Origin of the sequence: Neisseria sp. MVDL19-042950 (assembly GCF_030504625.1) — a bacterium.
In the GTDB taxonomy this organism is placed as follows: domain Bacteria; phylum Pseudomonadota; class Gammaproteobacteria; order Burkholderiales; family Neisseriaceae; genus Neisseria.
In genome coordinates this window covers 229,094-245,174 of record NZ_JAUKWH010000002.1, presented here as the reverse complement: position 1 = coordinate 245,174, position 16,081 = coordinate 229,094, and the positions used below count along the sequence as shown (strand labels likewise).

General features: G+C 49.8%; 17 protein-coding genes and 1 other RNA gene. 12 read left to right on the top strand and 6 right to left on the bottom strand.

Translation table 11 applies throughout. The features are described 5' to 3' along the window. Nucleotides 1–115: 115 nt before the first annotated feature. Together Q0X97_RS02805 and Q0X97_RS02800 are read left to right on the top strand one after the other, a co-directional pair. The gene (locus tag Q0X97_RS02805) at nucleotides 116–400 is read left to right on the top strand and encodes a metal-sensing transcriptional repressor (RefSeq protein WP_302065610.1); all 285 of its coding nucleotides are present in this window, start codon (nucleotides 116–118) and stop codon (nucleotides 398–400) included. Between the two features lie 61 nt (nucleotides 401–461). After that, nucleotides 462–1,580 carry an S-(hydroxymethyl)glutathione dehydrogenase/class III alcohol dehydrogenase gene (locus Q0X97_RS02800; protein WP_302065611.1) on the top strand — a complete coding sequence of 373 codons (1,119 nt, stop codon included), beginning with the start codon at nucleotides 462–464 and terminating at the stop codon, nucleotides 1,578–1,580. An 82-nt stretch (nucleotides 1,581–1,662) separates the two neighbouring features. Here the strand turns inward: Q0X97_RS02800 and Q0X97_RS02795 are convergent, their stop codons facing one another. Then, nucleotides 1,663–1,866: a (2Fe-2S)-binding protein gene (locus Q0X97_RS02795; RefSeq protein WP_302065612.1), complete on the bottom strand. Its 204-nt coding sequence runs from the start codon at nucleotides 1,864–1,866 to the stop codon at nucleotides 1,663–1,665. A gap of 272 nt (nucleotides 1,867–2,138) precedes the next feature. Further along, nucleotides 2,139–2,500, bottom strand: a transfer-messenger RNA (tmRNA) gene (gene ssrA, locus Q0X97_RS02790). A 143-nt stretch (nucleotides 2,501–2,643) separates the two neighbouring features. Between ssrA and Q0X97_RS02785 the strand changes: the two genes are divergently transcribed. From Q0X97_RS02785 to efp, 8 genes are all read left to right on the top strand, one after another. Then, nucleotides 2,644–3,147, top strand: a complete 504-nt coding sequence (locus Q0X97_RS02785) for a DUF1841 family protein (protein ID WP_302065613.1) — start codon at nucleotides 2,644–2,646, stop codon at nucleotides 3,145–3,147. A 95-nt stretch (nucleotides 3,148–3,242) separates the two neighbouring features. Continuing rightward, nucleotides 3,243–3,560, top strand: coding sequence for a hypothetical protein (locus Q0X97_RS02780; protein WP_107928236.1), 318 nt, complete (start codon nucleotides 3,243–3,245; stop codon nucleotides 3,558–3,560). Next, on the top strand, nucleotides 3,560–3,763 hold the full coding sequence (gene ccoS, locus Q0X97_RS02775) for a cbb3-type cytochrome oxidase assembly protein CcoS (RefSeq protein WP_302065614.1): 204 nt from the start codon (nucleotides 3,560–3,562) through the stop codon (nucleotides 3,761–3,763). The genes Q0X97_RS02780 and ccoS overlap by 1 nt, the downstream gene beginning before the upstream one ends. Further along, nucleotides 3,747–5,057: an MFS transporter gene (locus Q0X97_RS02770; protein ID WP_302065615.1), complete on the top strand. Its 1,311-nt coding sequence runs from the start codon at nucleotides 3,747–3,749 to the stop codon at nucleotides 5,055–5,057. The genes ccoS and Q0X97_RS02770 overlap by 17 nt, the downstream gene beginning before the upstream one ends. Before the next feature lie 142 nt (nucleotides 5,058–5,199). Next, nucleotides 5,200–5,571: a 30S ribosome-binding factor RbfA gene (gene rbfA / locus Q0X97_RS02765; protein WP_302065616.1), complete on the top strand. Its 372-nt coding sequence runs from the start codon at nucleotides 5,200–5,202 to the stop codon at nucleotides 5,569–5,571. A 14-nt stretch (nucleotides 5,572–5,585) separates the two neighbouring features. Beyond that, complete coding sequence (truB, locus tag Q0X97_RS02760) at nucleotides 5,586–6,500, top strand: tRNA pseudouridine(55) synthase TruB (protein WP_302065617.1); 915 nt, start codon at nucleotides 5,586–5,588, stop codon at nucleotides 6,498–6,500. A 428-nt stretch (nucleotides 6,501–6,928) separates the two neighbouring features. After that, nucleotides 6,929–8,080 carry an elongation factor P maturation arginine rhamnosyltransferase EarP gene (gene earP / locus Q0X97_RS02755; RefSeq protein ID WP_302065618.1) on the top strand — a complete coding sequence of 384 codons (1,152 nt, stop codon included), beginning with the start codon at nucleotides 6,929–6,931 and terminating at the stop codon, nucleotides 8,078–8,080. 45 nt (nucleotides 8,081–8,125) lie between these two features. Next, entirely contained in the window at nucleotides 8,126–8,686 is a 561-nt protein-coding gene (gene efp, locus Q0X97_RS02750) for an elongation factor P (RefSeq protein WP_085359345.1), read from the top strand. Between the two features lie 80 nt (nucleotides 8,687–8,766). Here efp and mpl read toward each other — a convergent pair whose 3' ends face one another. From mpl to pgeF, 3 genes are all read right to left on the bottom strand, one after another. After that, on the bottom strand, nucleotides 8,767–10,146 hold the full coding sequence (gene mpl / locus Q0X97_RS02745) for a UDP-N-acetylmuramate:L-alanyl-gamma-D-glutamyl-meso-diaminopimelate ligase (protein ID WP_302065619.1): 1,380 nt from the start codon (nucleotides 10,144–10,146) through the stop codon (nucleotides 8,767–8,769). A 122-nt stretch (nucleotides 10,147–10,268) separates the two neighbouring features. After that, on the bottom strand, nucleotides 10,269–11,597 hold the full coding sequence (gene brnQ, locus Q0X97_RS02740; protein ID WP_302065620.1) for a branched-chain amino acid transport system II carrier protein: 1,329 nt from the start codon (nucleotides 11,595–11,597) through the stop codon (nucleotides 10,269–10,271). Between the two features lie 291 nt (nucleotides 11,598–11,888). Then, on the bottom strand, nucleotides 11,889–12,674 hold the full coding sequence (pgeF, locus tag Q0X97_RS02735; RefSeq protein ID WP_302065621.1) for a peptidoglycan editing factor PgeF: 786 nt from the start codon (nucleotides 12,672–12,674) through the stop codon (nucleotides 11,889–11,891). Nucleotides 12,675–13,047: 373 nt separating this feature from the next. Between pgeF and upp the strand changes: the two genes are divergently transcribed. After that, nucleotides 13,048–13,674 (top strand): uracil phosphoribosyltransferase, encoded by a 627-nt coding sequence (upp, locus tag Q0X97_RS02730; RefSeq protein ID WP_302065622.1) that lies wholly within the window; start codon nucleotides 13,048–13,050, stop codon nucleotides 13,672–13,674. Nucleotides 13,675–13,749: 75 nt separating this feature from the next. Next, on the top strand, nucleotides 13,750–14,067 hold the full coding sequence (locus Q0X97_RS02725; protein ID WP_302065623.1) for a DUF2322 family protein: 318 nt from the start codon (nucleotides 13,750–13,752) through the stop codon (nucleotides 14,065–14,067). Nucleotides 14,068–14,192: 125 nt separating this feature from the next. Here the strand turns inward: Q0X97_RS02725 and Q0X97_RS02720 are convergent, their stop codons facing one another. Next, complete coding sequence (locus Q0X97_RS02720) at nucleotides 14,193–16,040, bottom strand: SurA N-terminal domain-containing protein (RefSeq protein ID WP_302065624.1); 1,848 nt, start codon at nucleotides 16,038–16,040, stop codon at nucleotides 14,193–14,195. Nucleotides 16,041–16,081: the final 41 nt, after the last annotated feature.

Here is a 16,081-nt window from a genome sequence, read left to right as displayed (position 1 = left end):
ATGTAGAAATTTCAATATTTTGTTTTATATCATTTTTTAGTTAAATCCGACCATCCGTTTCCTTTACTCTGCCCCACTCTCTCTATATACTCCCCATAGTATATGGAGATGAATCATGCCCTATTCACCGGAAGATAAAAAACGTGCCGTCAACCGCCTCCGCCGCATTCAGGGGCAAGCTGAAGCCTTGAGCAGACAAATCGAATCCGGAGCCGAATGCTCCGACGTATTGCAACAGCTTGCCGCCATGCGCGGCGCGGTAAACGGCCTGATGCGCGATGTAATGGAAAGCCATTTGAGAGAATCTTTCGGCCATGCGAACTGCGATAACCCACAACACCAAACCCTGCACCAAAGCATTGACGATGCCATCGCATTGGTGAAATCGTATATCAAATAAATATAGTGGGTGGTGTATGTCAAAGCCTTCCCGAAATATTCATAGCCGACAGGAGAACATTATGGACTACATTAAAACCCGTGCCGCGGTTGCTTGGGCACCGAACGAACCGCTGAAAATCGAAGAATTGGATTTGATGCCGCCGCAAAAAGGCGAAGTGCTGGTACGCATTATCGCCACCGGCGTATGTCACACCGATGCCTATACTTTAAGCGGGCAAGACAGCGAAGGCGTGTTTCCCTGCGTGCTCGGCCACGAAGGAGCAGGCATTGTGGAAGCCGTGGGCGAAGGCGTTACCAGTGTCAAACCCGGCGACCACGTGATTCCGCTTTACACTGCCGAATGCGGCGAATGCAAATTCTGCAAATCAGGCAAAACCAATCTGTGTTCTTCGGTACGCGCCACACAAGGCAAAGGCCTGATGCCCGACGGTACCGTGCGTTTCTTTAAAGACGGCCGGCCGATTTACCACTACATGGGTTGCTCCACCTTTTCGGAATATACCGTCGTGGCCGAAGTGTCTTTAGCCAAAATCCAACCCGAAGCCGACTTAAAAGAAGTGTGCCTGCTCGGTTGCGGCGTAACCACCGGCATGGGCGCAGTGATGAACACGGCCAAAGTAAAACGCGGCGACACCGTAGCCATTTTCGGCTTGGGCGGCATCGGATTGGCTGCAATCATCGGCGCCAGAATGACGGGAGCAAGCCGGATTATCGGTATTGACATCAATCCTTCCAAATTCCCGATGGCAGAAAAACTCGGTGCCACCGAATGTATCAATCCGAAAGACTTCGACAAACCCATTCAAGAAGTGATTATCGACATGACCGATGGTGGCGTGGACTTTTCATTTGAATGCGTCGGCGATGTGGACATCATGCGCGCGGCACTGGAATGCTGCCACAAAGGTTGGGGCGAAAGCGTGATTATCGGTGTGGCACCCGCCGGCGCGGAAATCCGCACCCGCCCGTTCCAACTGGTTACCGGCCGCGTATGGCGCGGTTCCGCATTCGGCGGTGTCAAAGGCCGCAGCGAACTGCCGGGCATTATCCAGCAATACATGAACGGCGAATTCGCCCTTTCCGACTTCATTACCCACACCATGCCGCTGGAGGACATCAACAAAGCATTCGATCTGATGCATGAAGGAAAATCCATCCGCAGCGTGATACATTACTAACCCCCCCCAAATCCTCAAACGATAAAAGCCGTCTGAATAATTTCAGACGGCCTTTTGCATTGAAAAGATCAACAACCGGCAATCAGCTTTGTACGTTGATGCCTGCAGTAACAGTGCTTTGTGTTTGATTGCTGCTATTTAAATAAGAAGCAGCCAGATCGCTGCAACATCCGCAGCAAGTGGCTACGCCCAATTGAGCCTGCAAATCGCTCAAGCTGCTCGCACCGGCTGCTACGGTTTCCTGAATTTGACGGTCTGTAATGGCATTGCAAATACATACAAACATTGTGTGCTCCTAATTCCGTAATATTGTAATATTAATGAGACTTAGTTTTATTATTAAAAGCAAATATAAATAAAAACCGTTCTTACTGCAAGTATAGATAATGTAAATTATGCGGATAAATTCACTTTAATATCACGTATTTCAAATTTATCCGCTTCTTTTCCACGCAACGGAAGTAAAAATTCGGTTCTTAAATTCGCCGTTTTCACGAACCTTACTGTTTCCAAACAGCAAAAAACCCGCAAAACCAAAAAGTTTTACGGGTATTGATCTGGTGGAGGCGGGGGGAATTGAACCCCCGTCCGAAAGTCCTCTACAAAGCGTTCTACATACTTAGTCTTGCCTACTTAAAATCTCGTTCCCATTCCGCCGACAGACAGGCTGTTTGGAAACCAGCTACCTTAAATCTTATTTCCTGCCAAGTAACCCGACAGAAAACCAGTCAATGTAAAATGACGTTGCCGTAGCTTGCGCTACACAGCCCATTGACCAACTGCTGCAACGGCTAGCCTTAAGCGGCTAAAGCGTAAGTTTCGTCGTTTGCGACTATTTTCGTTCAGTGTTTTACGGGAATCTGAGACCCCGGTATGCCCGCATCTGCTTCGCAACCCCCGTCGAAACCAAGATCGCCCCCAGATAGGAAAAATTTATTATACGCGGATTGTACATAAATTGCCAATAAATCTGATAAGGCCGTCTGAATGTTGCCGCAAGCGTTTCAGACGGCCTTATCGGTTATAATGGCCGTCTGAAAACAACAGCCGCGGATTTCAAACCATGTATGATGTAAACACCCATGATGTGCGCCGTTTTTTTGCGCAAGTCTGGCAGCAGCGTATGCTGCCTTTGCAAATGGATGCCTTGCAGCAAAAAGCATTGCGGATTATCGAAGCACATCCCGAATATCATCATTACTTGGAAAACATCGAAGACTATCTGGATAAAAACTGGACACCCGAGGCAGGCGAAACCAATCCTTTTCTGCATATGTCGCTGCATCTTTCGATACAGGAGCAGGCGGCGATAAATCAGCCGCCGGGTATCCGTGCCATTCATGAAAAGTTGTGCGCGAAACATGCGGGCGACTGGGTGAAAGCGGAACACGATATGGCCGATGCGCTGGCGGAAACGATTTGGGAAGCGCAGCGCTTCGGGCGCGGGTTGGATGTGAACGCCTACATCACGCGCTTACGCAAATTGATTGGTTTGGGGCAGGAAGACAATGCCCGCATCAATCCGCACGAAGTGGGTTTATCAGATAAAATCAGCGGGCGCGGATAAGAGGCCGTCTGAAACCTTCCGATTTCAAGCAATCCCTTATACTTCAATCTATTACATTACTTAAATTCTTTATCTGAGGCCGTCTGAAAACCATCATGCACTACTTCAGCATCCACACCCAAGCAGGCGAACATCTGGGCTTTTTGATTATGTTGCCCGACGACGAATCGGAAAATCCGCCGCAAAGCGGCCGTTTTGCGGTAAAACTGCAAAGCGAGCAACCTCCGCAAAACACTGCTGCCGTACATGCGCTGGAGCCTTATCAAAATGCCGCGCAGCCTCTTTATTGGGCGGTCGAGAAAGACTGCGTCGCTTTGTTCGACGACGAATCCGCCATCGGTCGAATCCGCAATGAATATTTCAGCATCGGCGGCCAAACGTTGGTGCTTAACGATTTAACGGGAATGATGTAATGGAAAGCGTATTTATCCTGATTCCTATCAGCATTATTTTGGCTTTTCTGATTGCTTATTTTTTCTGGTGGTCGGGTAAAAACGGGCAATTCGACGACCTTGAAGGCCCTGCCCACCGCATCCTGATGGATGATGACTCTACCGACAGGCTGAATCCCGACTTTGATCAAGAAAAAGACAATCAAAATGAGCCTGAAAGATAATCTGAACTTCTCTACCGGACGTCGTTTCGCACCGCTTTTCGGCACGCAGTTTCTCGGCGCATTCAACGACAATCTGTTCAAAACCGCGCTTTTTGTGATGATCAGCTTCTACGGCTTGGGCAAAAACGATATTTTGCCCGCCAGCCAAATGCTGAACCTCGGCGCATTACTGTTTATTCTGCCTTATTTTCTGTTTTCCGCCATTTCCGGACAGCTCAGCACCAAGTTCGACAAAGCCTATCTGGCACGGATAATCAAGCTGCTGGAAATCTTGGTGATGTCGGTGGCGGCTTTCGGTTTCTACATCCAATCCGCCCCGCTGCTTTTGTTTTGCCTGTTTTGCATGGGCACGCAGTCGACGCTGTTCGGCCCGTTGAAATATGCCATCCTGCCCGACTACCTTAACGATAAAGAACTGATTATGGGCAACAGTCTGATTGAATCGGGCACGTTTATCGCCATTCTGCTCGGCCAGATTCTCGGCACCGCCGTGGCAGGCGTGCCGCCGCATATTGTCGGCACGTTGGTGATGCTGGTGGCGGTCGGCGGCACGTTGACGAGCCTGTTTATGCCTTCCGTACCGGCCAAAGACACCGAAGCCCGTATCGAGCCGAATATTATCCGCGGTACATTCACGTTGCTGCGGCACACCTTCGCCCAACGCAAACTGTATGCGGCGATTATCGGCATTTCGTGGTTTTGGTTTGTCGGTTCGGTTTATACCACCCAACTGCCGACCTTCACGCAAATCCATCTCGGCGGCAACGACAATGTGTTCAACATGATGTTGGCCCTGTTTTCGATAGGCATTGCCGCAGGTTCGGTGTTGTGTGCCAAAATCAGCCACCACCGTTTGCATCTGGGCTTGGTAACGGTCGGTGCCATCGGATTGACAGCCAGCGGCCTGCTGCTGGTTTGGCTGACCCACGGCCGGCGCTTTACCGAACTGCAAGGAATCATGTGGTTTTTGTCGCAAGCCAATGCCTATCCGGTTATGCTCACCATGATTGCCATCGGCTTTTTCGGCGGCTTCTTTTCCGTGCCGCTTTACACTTGGCTGCAAACCGCCAGCACCGACACTTTCCGCGCCCACGCCATCGCCGCCAACAACATCGTCAACGGTATGTTTATGGTAACCGCCGCGCTGATAAGTGCCGCGTTGCTGTGGCTGTTTGACAGCATTACGCTGCTTTATCTCGCTGTGGCCTTGGGCAACCTGCCGTTGGTTGCTTATCTGCTGAAGCTGGAACCGCAATTTTGGAAAGACTTAAAAAGCTATTTAGGTTTGGCATAAATAACCGAGGCCGTCTGAAAACCTTTTTCAGACGGCCTTACCTTATCCGCCCCATCCGCTTTTAAGCTATAATTACGGCTATTGATTACTCAGGCCGTCTGAAACCTTTTTCAGACGGCATCATTGATTATTAAGGAATATCATGAGAAAACCACAACGCGGCTATGCCCGTCAAGACCGTGTAAAAGAGCAGATTATGCGCGAACTGGCGGAGCTGGTGCGCACCAGCCTGAAAGACCCGCGTGCAGGCTTCATCACCATCAACGAAGTAGACGTTACCCGCGATTACAGCCACGCCACCGTGTATTACACCGTGCTCGACGACAGCACCCGCGAAATCACCGAAGAAGCATTGGAGCACTCCAAAGGCTATCTGCGCAGCGAACTGGCCAAACGCATCAAACTTTTCCGAATCCCCGAGCTTCACTTCAAATACGACGAATCGCTGGAGCGCGGCATGAGTATTTCGCATCTGATCGAACAAGTTGCAGCAGAAAAACCGGTAGAAGACTAAGGCCGTCCGAAAGCATGAACAAACCGCAAAAACGCCCCGTAAACGGCGTGCTTCTGCTGGACAAACCCACAGGCTTGTCCAGCAACACCGCCTTGCAGAAAGCCCGCCGCCTTTATCGTGCCGAAAAAGCCGGACACACGGGCGTGCTCGATCCGCTGGCTACCGGCCTGTTGCCGGTCTGCTTCGGCGAAGCCACCAAGTTTGCCCAGTACCTGCTTGATGCCGATAAAGCCTACACTGCCACCTTAAAGCTGGGCGAGGCTACCAGCACCGGAGATGCCGAAGGCGAAATCGTTGCCACCGCCCGCGCCGATATTTCCCTTGCGGAATTTCAGACGGCCTGCCAAGCACTTACCGGCGCCATCCGCCAAGTGCCGCCGATGTTTTCCGCGCTCAAGCACGAAGGCAAACCGCTTTACGAATATGCCCGCAAAGGCATCGTTATCGAGCGCAAACCGCGCGATATCATCATCTACTCCATTGATATTAAAAGTTTTACCGCTCCCCAAGCCGTTATCGACGTGCGTTGCAGCAAAGGCACTTACATCCGCACCCTGAGCGAAGATATCGCCAAACACATCGGCACTTTCGCCCATCTGACCGCCCTGCGCCGCACCGAAACCGCCGGTTTTACCATTAGCGAAACCCATACTCTCGAACAATTGGCAACTTTAAGCGAACCCGAACGTGATGCGCTGCTATTGCCATGCGACGTTTTGGTTTCCCACCTGCCCCGCATCACCCTGCCCGAAAGCAGTGTGAAAATGCTGAAATTCGGTCGGCAGCCCGACTATCAAGCAGAGTTACCGGAAAGTACGCCCGTTCGGATTTATGCGGAAGACGGCAATTTTATCGGTCTGGCGGAATACCTGCCTCAACAAGGCCGTCTGAAAGCCTTGCGGCTCATGAATACGACTGAAAACAGATAACATTATTCGCCTGCCATGTTGAAGTAAAAACTCGGTTTTCAGACGGCCTACAAAGGCTGCAACCATAAAATTTCTCTTCTTACACAGCCCGATTTAGCACCTTTCAAAATATGCCATATTCCTAAAATCAAGCCCGGTCAAGCCTTTGACGGTTACTCACAAAAGCTGTGGATAAGTTTGTGGACAGTATGTGAAATACAGGCACTTTTCCCGAAAAATCAGGCTTTCCACATGGTTGCACAAAATTTAAGCCTTTTTATAAAATTTATATTTATCAATTGTTTAAGTTGTTTTTAAAGTTGTCAAGCCTTCCTGCCGTAGCGGTGTCATATCACGATACTGCCAATGTGGATAAAAGCTGTTTTTACTCTTGACAACCCCCAGATCAACATAAACCCTTATTCGACCAATATTTAAGCCCGATCATTATGCCGTCTGAAAATAAATCCCCTCAAATTTGCTGGTTGTTTTGCAATGTTATCGATAACTTCGGCGATATCGGCGTGTCGTGGCGGCTGGCAAAAATGCTCACCCGAGAGCTAGGCTGGCAGGTGCATTTATGGGTGGACGATACCGCCGCCCTGCGTGCCCTTTGCCCCGATTTGCCCGCTACGCCCTGCACCCATCAACACATCACCGTGCGAACATGGCAGGCAGAGCGTGCAGACGGCTTGGATAACGCCCCGCCGCCGCGCATCGTTATCGAAACCTTCGCCTGCGATTTACCGCCCGATGTTTCGGCAGTTATCCGCCGACACCGACCGCTGTGGCTCAACTGGGAATATCTCAGTGCCGAAGACAGCAATGAAAAACTCCATGGCCTGCCCTCGCCCCAAACCGACGGCCTGCAAAAATATTTCTGGTTTATGGGGTTCAGCGAACGAAGCGGCGGCCTCCTGCGCGAACGAGATTACGAAACACACTGCCGTTTCGACGAACACGCGTTCCGCCAAACCTTAAAACTCCCTCCGAAAACCGCCCCCGAATGGCTGCTGTTCGGCTATCACAGCCCTGCATGGGCAGAATGGCTGACCATGTGGCAGCAAGCCGGGCAGCCGCTTACCCTATTGTTGGCCGGCAACCCAATCATCGACAGCCTGAAAAAAGCGGGTGCCATTCCGCCTCATGCCTTAAACAGCGACGGCAGCATTTTTCAGACGGCCTCGGTTCGGCTCATCAAAATCCCGTTTATTCCGCAAAGCGATTTCGACCGCCTGCTGCACCTTTCAGACGGCCTCATCATCCGCGGCGAAGACAGCTTCGTGCGCGCCCAGTTCGCCGCCAAACCCTTTTTCTGGCACATCTACCCGCAGGAAGAATCCGTACATATCGACAAACTGCACGCCTTTTGGCACAAAGCCTATACGCACTACCCCGATAATATTCAGACCGCACATCAAGCCCTGTCGGACGAACTCAACGGCGCACGCTCCCTAACGCCCGCACAACGCCTCGAAGCATGGCAAACCTTACAGCGGCATGCCGACGAATGGCGGCAAAGTGTCGCGGATTGGAAAAACACACTTTTCAAACAGCCTTCCGCCATCGAAAAACTAGCCAAATTTATCGAACACCGCTAAAATAACGCGTTTATTTTTAACCGAATCATTGATTGGAAACACAACATGAAAACCGCACAAGAACTGCGCGCAGGTAACGTATTTATGGTCGGCAACGACCCGATGGTAGTACAAAAAACCGAATACATTAAAGGCGGCCGCAGCTCTGCCAAAGTCAGCATGAAACTGAAAAACCTGCTGACCGGCGCAGCCACCGAAACCATCTACAAAGCCGACGACAAATTCGACGTCGTGATTCTGGCCCGCAAAAACTGTACTTACAGCTACTTTGCCGACCCCATGTACGTATTCATGGACGAAGAGTTCAACCAATATGAAATCGAAGCCGAAAACATCGGCGACGCACTGAAATTCATCGTAGACGGCATGGAAGACGTATGCGAAGTAACTTTCTACGAAGGCAACCCGATCTCCGTAGAACTGCCCACCATCATCGTGCGCGAAGTAGAATACACCGAGCCTGCCGTTAAAGGCGACACTTCAGGCAAAGTGATGAAAACCGCGCGTTTGGTCGGCGGCACCGAAATCCAAGTTATGGCCTACATCGAAAACGGCGACAAAGTCGAAATCGACACCCGCACCGGCGAATTCCGCAAACGTGCTTAATATATAGTTTGCCGCACAGCAACAAAAGGCCGTCTGAAAATACTTTTCAGACGGCCTTCTAATTCATGATTATTTTCCCATCAGGCTTGCAAAGCGGTAAGCAGTTTGTCGTGAATACCGCCGAAGCCGCCGTTGCTCATTACCAAAATATGATCCCCCTCTTGAGCGTGCTTCACAATTTCCGCCACAAACGCATCAAAATCCTTGCCTGTGTGCAATTTGCCGCCAAGCGGCGCAAGAGCGCCGGCAACATCCCAATCCACACCGCCCGCATAGCAAAATACCAAATCGGCTTCCGTCAAACTTTCCGGCAATGCGGCTTTCATCGTGCCAAGCTTCATGGTGTTCGAGCGTGGCTCCAACACGGCGAGAATACGGGATTTGCCTACCTTCTGCCGCAAACCCGCTACGGTGGTGGTGATTGCGGTGGGATGGTGGGCAAAATCGTCATAAACCGTAACGCCTTTCACCGTGCCTTTGGTTTCCATACGGCGTTTTACGTTTTTAAATTCCGCCAACGCTTCACAGGCCGTCTGAATATCCACACCTGCATGGCGGGCAGCCGCAATAACGGCCAGTGCATTCATACGGTTGTGCTCGCCGATAATATCCCAAGCCACATGCCCTACCCGCTTGCCTTCCAGCAACACATCAAATGAACCGTCTTCGCCCACGTTCGCTATCTGCCAGCCGTTTTCACTGCCGAAAAATGCTACGGGAGTCCAGCACCCCTTATCTAAAGTGTTGCGCAGACTTTGTTCGGTTCCGTTGCAGGCAATCAGCCCTTCAGACGGCACGGTGCGGACGAGATGATGGAATTGGGTTTGAATTGCGGCCAAGTCCGCAAAAATATCGGCATGGTCGAATTCGAGATTGTTCAGAATGCAGGTGCGCGGGCGGTAGTGAACGAATTTGGAACGTTTGTCGAAAAACGCCGTATCGTATTCGTCGGCCTCAATCACAAAAAACGGCGATTGCCCGTGCGGGTCTTGGCGCGGAATCTGAGGCAGACGGGCCGATACACTGAAATTTTGCGGCACGCCGCCTATCAAAAAGCCCGGAGCCAATCCTGCATATTCCAGTACCCATGCCAACATGGATGCGGTGGTGGTTTTACCGTGCGTGCCGGCTACGGCCAGCACCCAACGGCTGTGCAACACGTTTTCAGCCAACCATTGAGGGCCCGAAATATAAGGCAATCCACGATTTAAGACGGCCTCCACCACTTCCATGCCGCGTTTGGCCACATTGCCGATCACATACACATCCGCTTCAAAAGTATCGAGTTGTGTGGCATCGAATCCTTCGTGAACGCCGATACCGAGGGCTTCAAGCTGTGTGCTCATCGGCGGATACATCTTCGCATCGCAACCGGTTACTTTAAAACCCGCTTCTTTGGCAATAGCGGCAATGCCGCCCATAAATGTGCCGCCGATACCGATAATGTGTATGTGTTTCATGATATGTTTCGTTGCTCGAAAAAGTGGAATTATAGCCGAATTCGACGGGCTTTAGGATATGACCTGCCGACAAAAGGCCGTCTGAAACCGGTTTCAGACGGCCTTTGGCAATCATGCTGCCATCAGGCTTTTTTCTTAATGGCCACATTCAGGATACAGCCCAAAATGAAGCCGGCGGAAGCGGGCACAATCCAGCCCAAGCCGATATCGTAGAAAGGCAATGTATTGTTAATGGCTTCGGCAGTTTCAGGGCTGAAACCGAATGCGGTTTTATACGCGTCCAACAAGCCCACAACCAGTGTGAAGAAGATAGTGCAGACATAAACCAAACGGCTGCCGTTGAAAAATTTATCTAAAAACGCCAGCACAATAATCACGACAGTAAGCGGATACAGCAGCAGCAGCATCGGAATCGAAAAGCTGATGATGCCTGCCAAGCCTTTATTGGCCAAGCCGCAGGAAACTAACGTAAAAATAACGGCGAATGTTTTATACGAAATGCTCGGAATCAAACGGTTGAAATATTCCGAACATGAAGTAATCAACCCCACGGAAGTGGTCAAACAGGCTAAGAATACGATCACGGCAAGCAGTATATTACCAAAGTTGCCGAAATAAAATTGCGCACTCTTCGACAATACGGCGGCTCCGTTTTCCTGTAAACCCAACTCCGCCACACTGGTTGCTCCCATATAAGCGATAAACACATAAACCACAGCCAAACAGGCGGCGGCAATCAAACCTGCTCCGGCAGTAAGCCCCAGCACTTGGCGGTTGTTGCTCACGCCCATTGCACGCACGGCATCGATCACAATGATGGCGAATACCAAAGAAGCCAACGCATCCATGGTGCCGTAACCTTCAATCATACCTTTTGCCAACGGCTGCAAAGCGTATTCGCCCTGCGCAGCTTGCAATTCGCCCATCGGATTCATGGCCGCATAACCGACCAAAATCACAATGGCAATCAATAGAATCGGTGTCAGTACTTTACCGATGCGGTCAACCAACTTACCCGGAGACATCGCCAACCAGTAGGAAACGGCGAAAAAGAGAATACTGAAAACGGCCAGTGCAACCGTTTTGTTTTCTTTGCCCCAAAATGGCGCGACACCGACTTCAAAAGACACCGTTGCCGTACGAGGCGTGGCAAACAGCGGGCCGATAGACAAATAAAGCAGTGAAGCGAACACGATGCCATACCACGGTGTAACGCGCGAAGCCAAGTCCTGCACGTCGCGCGAACCGGAATAGCCGATGGCAATCACACCCAGCAGCGGCAATCCCACGCCTGTCAGCAAAAAGCCCGTAACCGAACTGAAAATATTACTACCGGCCTGCTGCCCCAGCAAAGCCGGGAAAATCAGGTTACCCGCACCAAAAAACAAAGCGAACAGCATCAGGCCGGTGGCCACGAACGTTGCTTTCGTGTGCGTATTTGGGGTACTCATACAGACACCTTTTTCTTTCTTTATTACTTGAAGTTAAAAACCTTCACTCATTGTAAAAATGTGTGAATTGGCAGAATATAGCAGAAATCCTGAAAAAACCGATACTTCCGCAAAATATAAAAACAATCTCTCAATATTTAAATAAATACAGGCATTTTTTTAATTCTTTAACCGAAAATCAAGCATCATTCGGTCAAGATTCAGGAAAAATCGACATTGTCTGCACAACGCAACTGTAAAAGCAATAGATTTAAACATTATCTTAACGGTTTAATTCTCAGATAAACAGTTTCAGACGGCCTTTCCCAACCAAATGATGCTGGCCATGCGGCCGGTTTTTCCGTTGCGGCGGTAAGAAAAAAAAGTATCGCGTTCCAACACGGTGCAATGATGGCCTCCATAAATCATGCTCACTCCCTCCCGTCGCAACGTCATACGGGCCAGTGCGTAAATATCGGCCAAATATTTACCGTTCCCGATAGGTTCAAAGGCATTTTCCGCCTCGTGCATGCGGGCGTAAAAAGCATCGAACACATCCTGCCCCACTTCAAAAGCATCCGGGCCGATGGCCGGGCCGAGATAGGCCATAATTTCAACCGGCGGCACGTTCATGGCCGCAATGGTATTTTGCAATACCCCGCCGGCCAAACCACGCCATCCCGCATGTGCGGCCGCCACTACCGTACCCGCTTTATCGCAAAACAACACGGGCAAGCAGTCTGCCGTCATGCTGGCACAAGCCGCACTGCCGCTGCTGTCTACCGCTGCATCTGCATCGGGCGCATTGCCGATATGTTCTGCCGCTTTCACGACATTTGCGCTGTGTATCTGATTCAGATATACCACCGGCACACCGACTTGCTGCTGCACGATTTCACGATTTCGGGCTACGTGAAGCGGATTGTCGCCGACATGCGCCCCCAAATTCAAACTCGCAAACACTCCTTCGCTCACACCGCCGTTGCGGGTAGTAATAAGTGTTTTCACATGGGTTGGTGCCGGCCAGTCGGCATGCAGAAACGGGGCATTGTGTGTACCAATACCGATAGCGGCGTTTAAATCAAACGATTTGTCCATAAAACTCCTTGTTTTCAGACGGCCTGAAGCAAGACAAAGGCAAGATAATAAAGGAAGCGGAGTGAGCTTACAAATACGGCCAGCCAAACCGCACTTTTCAGACGGCCTGAAATCTTTTCACGGCACCCATCGCCCGTGCCACTATAAATGAACATATCTGCGCCCGCACTTGCCGCGTCTTAAACCGCATTTGCATTCAGAATATCGCTTAAATAAAGATTTCAACCCGTTCCTTACGAATAATTGGGCAAATACACATAGAGTCAAAACATCTGCTTATACGCTTTTGCCCCCTTAACCCGACAAAACCGCTTTTATCGTACCTGCCAACGTTCTATAATAACGCCGCGAAGAATGCCGAGAAAGATACACCATGAAAGTTACCATCATTGACCATCCGCTGGTTAAACATAAATTGACCTTGATGCGCGAAGCCGAATGCAGCACTTATAAATTCCGCACCTTAACCACCGAACTTGCCCGATTGATGGCTTACGAAGCCAGCCGTGATTTCGATACCGAAAAATATATTATCGACGGCTGGTGTGGTGAAATCGAAGGCGAGCGCATCAAAGGCAAAACGCTGACCGTCGTACCGATTCTGCGCGCCGGCCTCGGCATGCTTGACGGCGTACTCGACTTGATTCCTACTGCCAAAATCAGCGTAGTCGGCCTGCAACGCGATGAGGAAACCCTGAAACCCGTTTCCTATTTTGAAAAATTCGTTGACAGCATGGAAGAACGCCCTGCCCTGATTATCGATCCTATGCTTGCCACAGGCGGTTCTATGGTTGCCACCATCGACCTCTTGAAACAAAAAGGCTGCCACAACATTAAAGCCCTCGTGCTGGTTGCCGCCCCGGAAGGCGTGAAACTGGTTAACGAAGCCCACCCCGATGTTACGATATACACCGCCGCACTCGATAGCCACTTAAACGAACACGGCTATATCATTCCCGGCTTGGGCGATGCGGGCGATAAAATTTTCGGCACCCGTTAAATAACTTTGCCCTTAATCACGGAAGGCCGTCTGAAAAGTTTCAGACGGCCTTCCATCGAAATAAAGAAAGCACTTATGAATTTTCAAGAAAACCTTGCCGCCATGCCCGCTATCGACCATCTGAGCGGATTAGATGTTTGCAACTCCGATGGGCAAGTTGTTCACCATATTCCTGCCGCGCCGGGTAAGCTCGGCTCGCTCAAACTTTACAATGCATTGGCACAAGAATTTAATCATGAGTTAAATGCAGAGGCGGCCGAACGCGGCTTGATATGGTTTGCCGAACATGTAGCCGATGCCCAAGCCCACCCGGGCAAACATCCTAATATTGATTTGCTGTTTAAAGTTCAAGCGGAAAACCTTAAATTGCAGTTGAAGCCTTTAGCTGTTTAACCTGCAAACCCATATGGATTTCATGATGCCATAACTTTGTTTGCTTCAAAATATTTCACTATTTTAAAAAATAAAAAACGGAACCGTTATTTTACGGTTCCGTTTCTATCATCTTTCAGCGAATACTATTCCGCTGCGCCATTATTCACTTTTTGCGCACCCTGCTGCTGCTTAATATTACCGCGTAAGTAAGTCAGCAAACCGTTATACGCATTTTTCGTTTGGATTTCGGCCAACGCCCGCTTAGCCGGAACGAGCTGTTCGTCAACACGTTGGGGAGGCGTAATAGCTTGTACTTCCACTAATACCGGTGCAGGCAAACCGGACAACAGTACATAAGCCGGCTTGTCTTTAGCCGGACGCGCCTTCACCAATTGACCGTATGCCTCGGGAGGCATAGATTGGCGCGCCTGTTCAGCAGTCAGTTGAGATACGGGAGACCATTTCAAGTCAGGTTTGCCTCCTTTCTGCAATTCGGCCAAAGCATGTTTGGCTTGAGCATCTGCAAGTCTGGCAGTCTCTGTACGCAGATAATCCGCCTTCACATATTCTTTAGCCTGCTCAAAAGGCTGGGTCATTTCTTCACGCACCTCTTTGGCACGAACAACCCATATCAGCCCCTCGCCCACAGTTACCGGCTCGGAGTTGTGCTTTTTCTTAATCACATCTTCACTGAATACCGCATTAATCAGATTATCCGGCATTCCGGCTGCTTTACCGTTTTCTTTAGTCAACCAATCTTCAGGCGCTTCCAATTTCAGACCGGTTTTCTTGGCCGTTTCAATCAAACTGTCCGGGTGGTTAAAGGCTTCCTCCGCCAGTTTTTCCTTAGCTTCATTAAATGCGGATATCGCTTTTTTCTGTTTCAACCCTGCTTCGATACGGCCTTTTTCCTGATCGAATGAAGGGGCATCTTGAATATTTAAAATAGTAATGATGTGATAGCCTGCGGCCGTCTGCACCAAATCGCTGATTTCGCCTTTTTTCAACGAGAATGCGCTGTCTTCAAATTCTTTCAACAAACCGCCGTCTTTTGCCAGATAGCCGAGGTTCCCGCCATTCTCGGCAGAAGCAACATCACGTGAATGCTGTTTGGCAAGGGAAGCAAATTTTGACGGTTTTGCCTTAACTTGCGCCAATACCTTTTCGGCCTCGGCCTTGGCAGCCGTGCGCACGTTGTCAGGAGCATCTTGCGCCACTGGGAAAAGCATATGGGCTATTTCGCGCTTAGGTTTGATTGCCTTGCTGTTTTTTTCAAATTCCGCACGCAATTCTTCTTCGCTCACCACCTGTTTTGCAGCCAGATCTTTAACATCCAATGCCACATATTCCAGTTTTACCGCCTGAGGAATCACATAATCTTTTTTATTGGTTTCGTAATATTTTTTCAGTGCCGCATCATCAGCTTTAACTTGCGAAGCAAATGCTTGCGGGTCGAAAGAAACCGTGCGTACGGTACGTTCGGACTGCGTTAATCCAATTAACTGTTTGGCTTGCGCATCGCTAACCAGAGTACCGTTCTGTACCAAATTCATCAGATTTTGCAAGGCAAACTGAGCCCGTATCTCTTCGACAAACTGATCTTCGGTAAGGTAACGCTGGCTCAAATACTGATTCAGCAAGGCTTGGCTGAACTTGCCTTCGGCATCGTGAAAACTAGGATCGTCCACAATAATTTGTTTCAACTGCTCCGGTGAAACAGTAATACCCATCTGCTTCGCACCTTCGGTTAACAACGCACGCTGTACCAAAACTTCGAAAACAGCATCACGTGATTCATTACCACCTGTTGCCTGCACATTTTGCATAGCGTTGTTTAAATCATGTTCGCTTACTTTTTGATCACCAACTTTAACAATGTAATCCGAACCGGGAGAAGCTACGGTACTGACACCGAAACCGATAAACGTAAGTGCTATCAATCCCAGCAAAATTTTTGCCGGGCCGCTGTATTTTTCTACGGTAACAAACATAGTCTGAAAATGGAGTGGAAAAGTAAAACCGCATTGTAACA